At 30.7% G+C, this 13,298-nt stretch carries 9 protein-coding genes and 1 tRNA gene; 7 read left to right on the top strand and 3 right to left on the bottom strand.

Features of this window, described 5'->3' with window-relative positions:
* Nucleotides 1-53 precede the first annotated feature (53 nt).
* From rpoC to WG945_RS05485, 4 genes are all read left to right on the top strand, one after another.
* On the top strand, nt 54-4,328 hold the full coding sequence (rpoC, locus tag WG945_RS05500; protein WP_068450850.1) for a DNA-directed RNA polymerase subunit beta': 4,275 nt from the start codon (nt 54-56) through the stop codon (nt 4,326-4,328).
* A gap of 197 nt (nt 4,329-4,525) precedes the next feature.
* Nucleotides 4,526-4,837 carry a DUF3467 domain-containing protein gene (locus tag WG945_RS05495; RefSeq protein ID WP_068450852.1) on the top strand — a complete coding sequence of 104 codons (312 nt, stop codon included), beginning with the start codon at nt 4,526-4,528 and terminating at the stop codon, nt 4,835-4,837.
* Between the two features lie 226 nt (nt 4,838-5,063).
* Nucleotides 5,064-7,898: a TonB-dependent receptor gene (locus WG945_RS05490; RefSeq protein ID WP_082864264.1), complete on the top strand. Its 2,835-nt coding sequence runs from the start codon at nt 5,064-5,066 to the stop codon at nt 7,896-7,898.
* 18 nt (nt 7,899-7,916) lie between these two features.
* The gene (locus WG945_RS05485; RefSeq protein ID WP_068450855.1) at nt 7,917-8,939 is read left to right on the top strand and encodes a phytase; all 1,023 of its coding nucleotides are present in this window, start codon (nt 7,917-7,919) and stop codon (nt 8,937-8,939) included.
* Nucleotides 8,940-8,998: 59 nt separating this feature from the next.
* Here WG945_RS05485 and WG945_RS05480 read toward each other — a convergent pair whose 3' ends face one another.
* From WG945_RS05480 to aroC, 3 genes are all read right to left on the bottom strand, one after another.
* Nucleotides 8,999-9,886, bottom strand: a complete 888-nt coding sequence (locus WG945_RS05480; protein WP_068450856.1) for an alpha/beta hydrolase — start codon at nt 9,884-9,886, stop codon at nt 8,999-9,001.
* 6 nt (nt 9,887-9,892) lie between these two features.
* A complete protein-coding gene (locus WG945_RS05475; RefSeq protein WP_157603686.1) occupies nt 9,893-10,987 on the bottom strand; it encodes a heparan-alpha-glucosaminide N-acetyltransferase domain-containing protein in 1,095 nt (364 codons plus the stop codon).
* A gap of 79 nt (nt 10,988-11,066) precedes the next feature.
* Entirely contained in the window at nt 11,067-12,131 is a 1,065-nt protein-coding gene (gene aroC / locus WG945_RS05470; protein ID WP_068450858.1) for a chorismate synthase, read from the bottom strand.
* A gap of 247 nt (nt 12,132-12,378) precedes the next feature.
* Here aroC and WG945_RS05465 point away from each other — a divergent pair.
* From WG945_RS05465 to WG945_RS17730, 3 genes are all read left to right on the top strand, one after another.
* A tRNA-Ser gene (locus tag WG945_RS05465) sits at nt 12,379-12,463 on the top strand.
* A 154-nt stretch (nt 12,464-12,617) separates the two neighbouring features.
* Nucleotides 12,618-12,779, top strand: coding sequence for a hypothetical protein (locus WG945_RS05460; RefSeq protein WP_157603687.1), 162 nt, complete (start codon nt 12,618-12,620; stop codon nt 12,777-12,779).
* 31 nt (nt 12,780-12,810) lie between these two features.
* Complete coding sequence (locus WG945_RS17730; RefSeq protein WP_082864267.1) at nt 12,811-13,113, top strand: T9SS type A sorting domain-containing protein; 303 nt, start codon at nt 12,811-12,813, stop codon at nt 13,111-13,113.
* Nucleotides 13,114-13,298 lie beyond the last annotated feature (185 nt).

Raw genomic sequence — 13,298 nt, 5'->3', positions numbered from 1 at the left:
GCAATTTTGTTACTGAAAACTGAATACTGCCAACTGAATACTTATCAAAAGACATGGCAAGAAAACAAGAGAAATACACTGTAAAAAAGTTTAACAAAATCTCAATTGGTTTATCATCACCAGAAGCTATTTTAGAAATTTCTAAAGGTGAAGTTTTAAAACCAGAAACTATAAATTACCGTACACACAAGCCAGAAAGAGATGGTTTATTTTGTGAGCGTATTTTTGGTCCTGTAAAGGATTATGAATGTGCTTGTGGAAAGTACAAAAGAATTCGCTACAAAGGTATCGTTTGTGATAGATGTGGTGTAGAAGTAACAGAAAAGAAAGTACGTAGAGAAAGAGTAGGGCATATCAACTTGGTAGTGCCTGTTGCTCATATTTGGTACTTTAGATCATTACCTAACAAAATGGGATACCTTTTAGGTTTGCCATCTAAGAAGTTAGATATGATTATTTACTACGAACGTTATGTAGTAATTCAACCAGGTATTGCAAAAAATGTGGAAGGAGAACCATTACAAAAAATGGATTTCTTAACAGAAGAGGAATATTTAGATATTGCTGATGAGTTACCACAAGACAACCAATACTTAGATGATTCTGACCCAAATAAGTTTATCGCTAAAATGGGTGCTGAATGTTTAATTGATTTATTAGCACGTATCGATTTAGATGCGTTGTCTTTTGAATTAAGACATAAAGCAAATACAGAAACGTCTAAACAACGTAAAACTGAAGCTTTAAAACGTTTAAATGTTGTTGAAGCATTTAGAGACTCTCAAAAGAATAGAGAGAATCATCCAGAATGGATGATTATGAAAGCTGTACCAGTTATTCCACCAGAATTAAGACCTTTAGTTCCTTTAGATGGTGGACGTTTTGCAACTTCAGATTTAAATGACCTTTATAGAAGAGTTATTATTAGAAACAATCGTTTAAAAAGATTGGTTGAAATAAAAGCTCCTGAAGTTATTTTACGTAATGAGAAACGTATGTTACAAGAGTCTGTAGATTCTTTATTTGATAACACACGTAAATCATCTGCAGTAAAAACCGAATCTAACAGACCTTTAAAATCTTTATCAGATTCATTAAAAGGTAAACAAGGACGTTTCCGTCAGAATTTATTAGGAAAGCGTGTTGATTATTCTGCACGTTCTGTAATTGTTGTTGGACCAGAAATGAAATTGTCTGAATGTGGATTGCCAAAAGATATGGCAGCTGAACTTTACAAGCCTTTTGTAATTAGAAAACTAATTGAAAGAGGAATTGTAAAAACAGTTAAATCTGCAAAGAAAATAATAGATAGAAAAGAGCCAGTTGTTTGGGATATTTTAGAAAATGTAATTAAAGGACATCCAGTTTTATTAAACAGGGCTCCTACTTTACACAGACTAGGTATACAAGCTTTTCAACCAAAATTAATTGAAGGAAAAGCAATTCAATTACATCCATTAGCATGTTCTGCATTTAATGCGGATTTTGATGGGGATCAAATGGCAGTTCACTTACCATTAGGACCAGAAGCTATTTTAGAAGCACAATTATTAATGTTGGCTTCTCATAATATCTTAAACCCTGCAAATGGTGCTCCAGTTACTGTACCTTCTCAGGATATGGTACTTGGTTTATACTATATGACTAAAGAGAGAATCTCTACTCCAGAAGTTAAAATTAAAGGAGAAGGATTAACTTTTTATTCACCAGAAGAAGTAACGATTGCTTTTAACGAAGAAATGGTTGACTTAAATGCTGGAATTAAAGTAAGAACTTACGACGTTGATGAGAACGGAGAACAAGTTAGAAAAATTATAAAAACTACTGTTGGTAGAGTTTTATTTAACGAAGTTGTTCCTGCGAAAGCTGGTTACATTAATGAAGTATTAACTAAGAAAAACTTACGTGGAATTATTGGTGGTATTTTAAAAGCTACAGATATTCCTACAACAGGAGAATTCTTAGATAATATAAAAAATATGGGATATAAATTTGCCTTCCAAGGTGGTTTATCTTTCTCATTAGGGGATATTATTATTCCTAAAGAAAAACAAGCTATGATTGATGAAGCCAATAAAGAGGTGGATATCATTGTAGGGAATTATAACATGGGTATGTTAACGCAAAAAGAGCGTTATAATCAGGTAATTGATATTTGGGGTAGAACCAATAACGATTTAACTGAGTTATCTATGAAACGTTTACGTGAAGATCAACAAGGTTTCAACTCGGTTTACATGATGCTTGATTCTGGTGCAAGGGGTTCTAAAGAACAAATTCGTCAGTTAACAGGTATGCGTGGATTAATGGCAAAACCTAAGAAATCTACTGCTGGAGGTGGAGAAATTATTGAGAACCCGATTCTTTCTAACTTTAAGGAAGGTTTATCAATTCTTGAATACTTTATCTCTACTCACGGTGCTCGTAAAGGACTTGCGGATACGGCGTTAAAAACTGCAGATGCTGGTTACTTAACTCGTAGATTAGTAGATGTTTCTCAAGATGTTATTATTAATGAAGAAGATTGTGGTACATTAAGAGGTTTAGAAGTAGCTCCTTTAAAGAAAAATGATGAGATTGTAGAATCTTTATCAGAGAGAATTGAAGGTAGAGTTTCATTAAACGATGTATATCACCCATTAACGGAAGAAATTCTTTTAAAAGCAAATCAACCAATTTCTTATCAATTAGCAGTAGCTGTTGAAAAGTCTGGAATTGATGCTGTAGAAGTAAGATCTGCGTTAACATGTGAATCTACAAAAGGTATTTGTGCAAAATGTTATGGACAAAGTTTGTCTACACTTAATAAAGTACAAATTGGTGAGGCAGTTGGTGTAATTGCAGCACAATCTATTGGAGAACCTGGTACACAGTTAACATTACGTACATTCCACGTTGGTGGGGTTGCAGGTAATATATCTGAAGAAAATAAATTAATTGCTAAGTTTGATGGTAAAGTTGTTATAGATGATTTACGTACAGTAACTGGTAAAGACAATGAAGGTAAAGAAATCGACATTGTAATTTCTAGAACTGCTGAGATTAAAATTATTGATAAGAAAACAGGAATTACTCAAAGTACTAATATCCTTCCTTATGGTTCGATCATTTTTGATAAAGATTTAAAATCTATTAAAAAGGGAGACGCTATTGTTCAATGGGATCCATTTAACGGGGTTATTGTTTCTGAGTTTACAGGAAAAGTTAAGTTTGATAATTTAATACAAGGTATCAATTACTCTGTAGAAGTAGATGAGCAAACTGGTTTCCAAGAGATCGTAATGATTGATTCTAAAAACAAAAAAATCATTCCATCTTTAATTATTGAAGATGATCTTGGTAATGCTTTACGTTCTTATAGTTTACCTTTAGGTGCACACTTAATGGTTAATGATGGAGATAAAGTAGAAAGCGGTCATACTTTAGTTAAGATACCAAGAAAATCTGGTAAAGCTGGGGATATTACAGGAGGTTTACCACGTGTAACAGAATTATTCGAAGCACGTAATCCTTCTAATCCATCTGTTGTTTCTGAGATTGATGGTGTTGTTTCTTTCGGTAAAATTAAGCGTGGAAATAGAGAAATTATTGTTGAATCTAAAACAGGAGACATTAGTAAGTATTTAGTTAAACTTTCTAATCAGATTTTAGTTCAAGAAAATGACTTTATTAAAGCAGGAATGCCTTTATCAGATGGAGCAACAACTCCTTCAGATATTTTAAGAATTCAAGGACCATCTGCAGTACAAATGTACTTAGTAAACGAAATTCAAGAAGTATATCGTTTACAAGGTGTAAAAATTAACGACAAACATTTTGAGGTTGTTGTACGTCAAATGATGCGTAAAGTTAAAATTATTGACTCTGGAGATACTTTATTATTAGAGAATCAACTAGTTCATAAGATTGACTTTATCAAAGACAACGATGATATTTTTGGAATGAAAGTTGTTGAAGATGCTGGAGATTCAGAAAACTTAAATGCAGGTCAAATTATTACTGCTCGTCAATTAAGAGATGAAAATTCTTTATTAAGAAGAAATGATCAGAACTTAGTAGTAGCTAGAGAAGCTAAACCTGCAACAGCAGAACAAGTTTTACAAGGTATTACAAGAGCATCACTTCAAACAAAATCGTTTATTTCTGCAGCTTCTTTCCAGGAAACTACAAAAGTATTAAACGAGGCTGCTGTTAGTGGTAAAATAGATACGTTAGAAGGCTTAAAAGAAAATGTAATTGTTGGTAAGAGAATTCCAGCAGGTACAGGTATGAGAGCTTATGAAAAAATTCTAGTTGGTCCTAAAGACGAAATAGAAAAAAGTTTCTAAATATACGAAACGTATTAACGTTTAAAAGTTTAATTATTAAAAAGTTGAATTGTTTAGGGTAACTTATTTACGCTATTCAATTCAACTTTTTTGTTTTTATGCCTTTTAATAAATAGAATTGTGAAATTTTACGAGTGTAATTCATATTTTTTTACGATTTTTCAATTACTAGACTTAACAAATAGACAATTTTAATTATGGAAGAAAATCAAAACAAAGACGGACAAATAAATATTGAGTTAGATCAAGAAATTGCAGAAGGGACGTATTCTAATCTAGCAATTATTAATCATTCTATGTCAGAATTTATTGTTGATTTTATTAATATTATGCCAGGTGTACCAAAGGCAAAAGTAAAATCTAGAATTATACTAACGCCACAGCATGCAAAGAGGTTGTCCCAAGCTTTAGCAGATAATGTTAGAAAGTTTGAAGAACAACATGGTGAAATTAAAGATTATGAACAACCTCCAATTCCAATGAATTTTGGGCCTACAGGACAGGCTTAATAAATAGAATAAAGACTGCTTTTAAAGCGGTCTTTTTTTTTACTTATATTTCTATAGTAAGTAGGTTGGTTTAAGTTGTTTTTGTTGTTTGAAATTTATATTAATTCATTTTAAAGTTAACGTTAATTCACGTTAAAACTAAGTATAAAATTAGCTTTTTGTTTTTAATTAGTTAATAATGTTAAGTAAATCCAAATTTACTTTTGCATTATAAAAAAACTAAATAATGAAACAATTTTATAATTTTAATTTATTCTTATTAACGATGTTTCTCTCGTTAAATGCGTTTGCACAAACCGGTAAAATACAAGGGCTTATTACTGATAAAGAAGGACTTTATGTACCAGGTGCAAATGTTTTTATAGAATCGCTTAAAAAAGGTGATATTTCTAATTTTGATGGAAAATTCACCATAGTTGCTGTACCAGCTGGTACACACACTATAAGAATAACTTATTTAGGTTTTAAAGATATTTTACAAGAAGTTGTTGTAAAAGAAAATGAAACTACTTCCGTAAAAATAGCACTTGTTTCAGAAAGTATTCAATTAGATGATGTTTTAATTACATCTTATAGCTTGGGTAGTCAATCTAAAGCATTAAACACTCAAAAGAATAATTTAAATATTACCAATGTTGTTTCTACAGATCAGATTGGTAAATTTCCGGATGCAAATATTGGGGATGCTGTTAAAAGAATTCCTGGTATTACGATGCAAGTAGATCAAGGAGAAGCTAGAAATATTATTATTAGAGGTCTTTCACCTCAGTTAAACTCTGTAACTCTTAATGGAAGTAGAATTCCGTCTGCAGAAGGGGATAATAGAAATGTACAGATGGATTTAATTCCGTCGGACATGATACAGTCTATTCAAGTTAACAAAGCTGTAACGCCAGATATGGATGCAGATGCTTTGGGAGGATCTGTAAATTTAATAACAAGAACTTCTCCTCAAAGTTTTAGACTTTCTGCTACAGCAGGATCGGGTGTAAATACAATTACAAACAAAAGGATATTAAATGGTTCTTTTTTAGTTGGAGATCGTTCTAAAAACAGAAAATTTGGTTGGATGATTTCTGCAACTATTAATGATAATGATTTTGGCTCTCATGATGTGGAAGCAGAATGGACAGATGAATTTGCATATACAAATGATGCAGGTGAAGAAGTAGAAATGGAAGTAAACCCATACACAAATGTTTTTGAAGAACGTACTTATTTAGTACAAAGAGTCCGTAGAAGTTTTTCTGCAAACTTCGATTATCAAATTAATGATGACAATAACATTTATTTTAAATCGATGTATAATTGGAGAGACGATAGAGAAAATCGTTTTAGATTAGAACATGAGATTTTAGATGCAGAAGATATAGGACTTGGAGATTTTACCATTACAGATAATACACCAACAATGTTTCCTGTAGAAGTTAAAAGACAATCTAAAGGAGGTATCGATAACGATCGAAATAAAAATAGACGTTTAGAAGATCAAAAAATGCAAAATTATACACTTGGCGGTAATCATGTTGTTGGTAAATTAAAAATTGATTGGATGTCTTCTTATGCAAAGGCATCCGAAGAAAGATTAAACGAACGTTATGCAGAATTTGAAACTGAATATAGTATTAACAATGCTATTTCTGACACTAGATTTCCATTGTTTACTGCTGTAAATTCATCAGATTTTAATGACCTTTCTAGTTTTGAGTTTGGTGAAATCACAGAAGAAAATCAATATACAGAAGAAAAAGACTTTAATGCTTATGTTAATTTTGAATTACCATCAGACTTTTTTGGTCATGGAGACGGATTTATTAAATTTGGATTTAGAGGCCGTTTTAAAACAAAATTAAGAGATAACGATTTTTTTGAATATGATTTAGAAGATGCTTATCCTATATTATCGGCTATACCAACAAAAGATTATTCGAATCCAGATTATTTAGCAGGTAGTCAATACCAAGCAGGTCTATTTGCTGATGAAGAATGGTTAGGGGCTTTAGATTTAACGAACGGTGAAACAGTAAGTGATGAATTTTTAAGAGCTAATTATAATGTAAAGGAAAATGTATTTGCGAGTTATGTTATGACAAATCAAAGATTGTCTGACAAGTTAAGTGTATTGGTAGGTGTACGATTAGAACACACAAAATTAACTGCAACAGGAAATAATATTTTAGATGAAGATACTTTAGACGGTACTTTAACAGAAGAAAGTTCTTATTCTAATTTAATGCCAGGTCTCCATTTTAAATACGATGTTTCTGATAAAACGGTTGTAAGATTTGCTTGGACAAATACGTTAGCAAGACCAAATTACGTAGATATTACACCAACTTTAGATGTTGTAACGGGAGATGAAGAAGTGTTTTTAGGAAACCCGAATTTAAAGCCAACAACTTCTATGAACTTTGACGTGATGGCAGAAACTTATTTTGAGAATGTAGGTATTCTATCTGGAGGTTTATTCTACAAAAACATCAAAGACTTTACGTATACCTTTCAATCGGAAACAACTACAGACGCTTTTGGACCAGGAACTACTGGTTTTGAAGTTTATCAACCTTTAAACGGAGAGAAAGCATCTATTTTTGGAGTAGAATTAGCAATCCAAAGAAAATTAGATTTTTTACCTGGTTTCCTTAAAAACTTTAGTGTGTATGCCAATTATACTTTTTTAACTTCGGATGCAAACGGAATTCGTAACGAAGACGGAGAGGAAAGAGAAGACATAGATTTACCTAATACAACACCAAATATGTTAAATGCTTCTTTAGGATATGCAGATCGTAAATTTAATGCAAGACTTTCTGGTAATTTTTCTGATGCTTATGTAGATGAAATAGGAGGGAGTGAGTTTGATGATCGCTATTACGATAAACAATTTTTCTTAGATTTTAGTACAGGTTATTCCATTAACAAAAACTTAAGTATTTATGCGAGTGTAAATAATTTGACCAACCAACCATTACGTTATTACCAAGGAGAAAGTGGTAGAACAATGCAAATGGAATATTATGGTAGAAGAATAACTTTTGGTTTAAAATATGATTTATTTTAAAAATAGAAATTAGAAAATATGAAATTAAATATAAAAAATAGTATCCTATTTTTAGGAATAGTAACATTGTTATCGTGTAATTCTGGTAGTAAATTACCTGCAATAGCACCAGATGTAATTACAGAAAAATCTATAAATGACACAGATGATCCGGCAATTTGGATTCATCCAACGGACGCATCAAAAAGTATTGTTTTTGGTACTGATAAAGAAAGCAATGGAGCAATTTATGCATACAATTTACAAGGAAAAATCATAGAAGATAAAACCATCAGAAATATAAAAAGACCTAATAATGTAGATTTAGAATATGGTTTTCAGCTAAACGATTCTGTAAAAGTAGATGTTTTAATTTTTACAGAAAGAGAAGAACAGCAAATTAGAATGTTTTCTGTACCAGAGATGAAACCTTTAGACCAAGGTGGCTTTCTTGTTTTTGAAGATGAAACGATTCTAGAAAACAAATTACCAATGGGAGTTGCTATTTATAAGAGTCCGATTGATGGAAGTTTTTATGCAATAGTTGGTAGAAAAACAGGACCTAAAGAAGGGTATTTATATCAGTATAAATTGGTTTCAGAAAACAATAATGTAACAGCAACTTTAGTTAGGAAGTTTGGGCAGTTTAGTGGTATAAAAGAAATTGAAGCCATTGCTGTTGATGCAGAAATGGGCTATGTTTACTATTCAGATGAAGGACATTGTGTTCGTAAATATTATGCAGAACCATCTAAAGGAAATAAAGAGATTGCTTGTTTTGGAGGTGAATTTTTTCAAAGAGATATAGAAGGTATTGCAATTGCTAAATTTGAGAATGAGAAGGGGTATATTATTGTTTCTGATCAACAAAAAGGACAATTTAACTTGTTTGATAGACAAACGAATGAGTTTGTAAAAGCAGTTAATCTATCAACTACCGAAACAGATGGATGTGATGTGGTTACCGTGTCTTTAAACGATACCTTTAAAAGCGGTTTATTTGTAGCAATGAATGATGTTAAAGATTTTTATTTTTATGATTTGGATAAATTATTAAAGTAAAAAAATAAAAATTTATAATAAAAAAAGCGAAACTATTAAGTTTCGCTTTTTTTATGCCTTTAAATTGCTGTTTCAACTTGTCTGTTTTGATGTTTTAAAACATCGTAATATAAAAAGTCTATTATTTCATTTTTACATTGATAAATTGGTCTAGCATTCCAACTATGATCTCCATTTTTAACACTATATAAATAAAAAGGTTTCTTAATTAACTTTAATTTTTCGGCAATAGCTTTAGAACCAAAAAGAGGCAAATAACCAGTAGCATCTTTTTTACAATAATGATGAGAAGCTATGTTATAAGGAACTAAATCGTCTTGTATTCCGTGGAATAATTGTGTAGGAATCGCAGTTTCTGTCGTTATTTTATCAATAGAAATTGTTGCACCTGCCATTGCAATAATTCCTGCAAATTTAAAGTTCGTATCTAATATTTTGTTTTCATAAACATACGCTAAATTTAAAACAGCTTCCGCACCAGCACTAGAACCTACTAAAATTATTTTATCAGTATCTATTTTAAACTTGTTTTTACGCTTTAAAAAATATTTTACAGCATAACTTATATCTTTAGAAACATCGTTAAAAGCGGCTATTTTTAATACAGAACTTGTTGTGCAACCAAACCCAATTCCTTTCATGGTTAATCGATACGATATTGAAGCGACTGCATAGCCATATTGCACCATTTCTTTAGCAAAATCAGTAGCAGCTTTATCTTTTCTATCACCGCCTGAAAATCCACCACCGTGTACATAAATCAGTAAGGGAACTTTGCCTTTTCTCTTTTTAGGCTTATAAAAATCTAATTTTAAATTTTTGTCTTTTTTTATTCGTTGATAAGTATATGTAGATTCAGAAAAATTGGTGTTTTTTTCTAAAAACCTTTCTTGAGAAAAGCTATTTAGAAATAATAATATAAAAAAAAGAGATAAAGTAGTTTTCATTTTAAATTATGATTTTGCTTTCAATTTATTAAAAAACTTTCTTAAATTTAAGTATAGAAATGTATTTGTCTTTGCATAATAAAATGATAATAAACAAACTATTATTAAGAACAATATGGCACCAAAGATGGCTTCTGTAGGTGTTAAGTTTTTACCAAGGATATTTTTTAAACCACAGCCCGTAAAGCTACCATAAATAATAATAAAGTGAATTACATAAATAGAGAGTGTCTTTTGTCCTACTTTTAATAGTAATGGAATTTTTAAATACTTTTCGAAGGTGTAAAAAAAGGCAAATATCAATAATACATTTCCAAACCTTGTAAATAAGTAATTGTAGCTAGCAGAATCCATTAAGAGTTGAGAGTTAATAGATTTGGATAAGTAGACAAGTATATCTGATGAGTACGTAATTAAAATGAATCCAGAAAACACAAAAGAAGCAATGATTATTTTTTTAAACCCTTTTTTTAATAAGTTCTTATGAAATATTGTAGCTAAAAAGGCCCCAAAACATACATAACCAAACCAAGGAACAATTGTAAATATAGAACCATAACTTTTAGAAATATAATTATTGAAAAAAACTGGAATAGACTCTATATTTAGGCTTCTATATAAGGGTTCTGTTATAAAGATACCTATGCCAAGAACGAGTGTAATTGTTGAGAAAAGAACAGTTTTTTTATAGCAGATAAAGTAAAAAAAAATAATTAATATTAAGCTCAAGCCTATTATTTGAAGTACATCTATTACTAAGAAATAATTATTAAAGATACCAGCAAACCAACTAAAAATGGGGATTCTTAATGAATAACCAAGGGCAATTAAAAAGAAACCCCTTGTAATTCCTTTTACCATTCTTTCTTTTTCTAATCCTTTTTCTTTAGCTTTTAATAAAAGGTAGGTGAAAATTAAACCAGAAATTGTAAAAAAAGTAGGAGCAGTTATGCCTCTAAAATAAGACCATATAATAAAAGTAGGGTCATTTAAATCTCTATAGGAAGTAGCTAAAAGCGTATCTATAAAATGACCTTGCAGCATCATTAAAATAGCAAAAGCCCTAACAATATCAATAAAATATAAGCGTTTTATACCCACAGAAAATAAAAATTTTCCGTTAAAGGTAAGTTAATTTATAATTAATATATTTATTTTAATCCCTTAAAGAGTAGTTCCTTTAAATCTGTCTTGTTTTATTTAATAACCAAAAATCAGCTAAAACCAAAGCAGTCATCGCTTCTACAATAGGTACAGCTCTTGGTACAACACAAGGGTCATGTCTTCCTTTTCCGGTAATTTCTGTAACTTCATATTCAGAGTTAATGGTTTGTTGAGAACTCATAATGGTTGCAACAGGTTTAAAAGCTACTCTAAAGTAAATATCCATTCCATTGCTTATTCCACCTTGTATACCGCCAGATAAATTAGATTGTGTAGAGCCATCTGCGTTAAAAACATCGTTATGCTCTGAACCTTTCATTTTTGCACCACAAAAGCCACTTCCAAATTCAAAACCTTTTACGGCATTTATAGATAACATAGCACTACCTATTTGTGCGTGTAATTTTTGGAAAATAGGTTCTCCTAAACCTACAGGTACATTTTGTACCACACAAGTAACTGTACCACCAATGGTATCTCCTGCTTTTCTAATTTCTTGTATTCTATTGATCATTTTTTCTGCAGAAACTTCATCAGGACAACGAACAATATTACTTTCAGTTTTAGAAAAATCTAAATCTTGATATGGCTTGTCTATAAATATATCTCCAACAGAAGATGTAAATGCATTTATATTCATGCTTGCAATTAGCTGTTTGGCTAAAGCTCCAGCAACTACCCAATTGGCAGTTTCACGTGCAGAACTTCTTCCGCCACCTCTATAATCTCTGTTTCCAAACTTCTTATCATACGTAAAGTCTGCATGAGAAGGTCTATATACATTGGTATTGTGGTTATAGTCTTTAGATTTTTGATTGGTGTTTCTAATAATAAAACCTATGGATGTACCTGTTGTTTTTCCTTCAAAAATTCCTGAAAGAAACTCTACAGTATCTGGTTCTTTACGCTGTGTAACAATTTTAGATTGCCCAGGTTTACGTCTATCTAACTCATTTTGAATGGCTTCAAAATCTACTTCTAATCCTGCAGGGAATCCATCTATGACGCCACCAATAGCAGTTCCATGAGATTCTCCGTACGTTGTTACTTTTAATAAATTTCCAAAGGAATTAAATGACATAATGATATAATTAGAATAATGAAGGCAAATATAATAAACTAGTATACAAGAACTCTAGATTTAAACAATTTTGTAACTATTTCTAAAAAAATATAATTATTTAGAATCCTTGATTTATAGAGAGATATGATTTCTAACGAATGATATTCAAAAAAAAAAATAAAAAAAAATCGTATTTTATTTTTTTAAACTAAAAAACCTTTCTATATTTGCAGCCGCATTCAGGGAATACCTGATGAGACACACTGGAGAAATGGCAGAGCGGTCGAATGCGGCAGTCTTGAAAACTGTTGACTGTAACAGGTCCGGGGGTTCGAATCCCTCTTTCTCCGCACAAAACCTCATAATCGTTAGATTATGAGGTTTTTACTTTTATAGCTATTAAATAGCGTGTAGTTATTGTTCTTTTATATAATATAACACTGGGAGATCACAAAACAATCAGGTATTGGTAACAAGTATGCAACCTCTAATTTAACAGGAGAATTGATTCCAACAATAGGAAATACATATGTATATTCTGCTCCAGAAAACTTAGCAAAATACAATTGGATAATTGCTAACGGAGAAATTATTTCTTCAACGAATAACTTGGTAGAGGTAAAGTGGAATAAGGAAGGGGAACAAACATTAATCCTTAGATACTAGACTTCTTTAGGATGTAGCGCTAACATAAAATATTAAAGTAGATGTTAAAGAAGATGTATCGTTAGCTGTTGATGAGTTAGGTACCGATAAAACTAATTTAAGTGTAGGTCCAAATCCAAACAACGGACAGTTTTCTATTGATACAAGTTTAGCTCTTGACAACTGTAAAATAGCTGTTTTTAATGTTTATGGTCAAAAAGTATATTCAGAATCTAATGTTTCACTTGGTGGAAATATCAAAGAAATTTCGATTCCAAATATTCAATCAGGTGTTTATGTTCTAATTGTTACTCATAAAAATAATAGATTCGATTTTAAAATGATCATAGATTAATTTTTTTAGAAATTTTATCTAACAATATAAAAGCACCAAGGTTTAATAGTTACTAAATCTTGGTGTTTTTTAGTTTTCAATTTATTATAAATATAATTCTACGTTTAATGAACAGAAAACAAGCTAGTTTTAGTCATATTTATGTAAATATTAGGTTGCTAATTTGTAGTTTTATTAATTATATT

Source organism: Polaribacter atrinae (genome assembly GCF_038023995.1).
In the GTDB taxonomy this organism is placed as follows: Bacteria; Bacteroidota; Bacteroidia; order Flavobacteriales; family Flavobacteriaceae; genus Polaribacter; species Polaribacter atrinae.
This window is presented reverse-complemented; position numbering and strand designations above follow the sequence as displayed.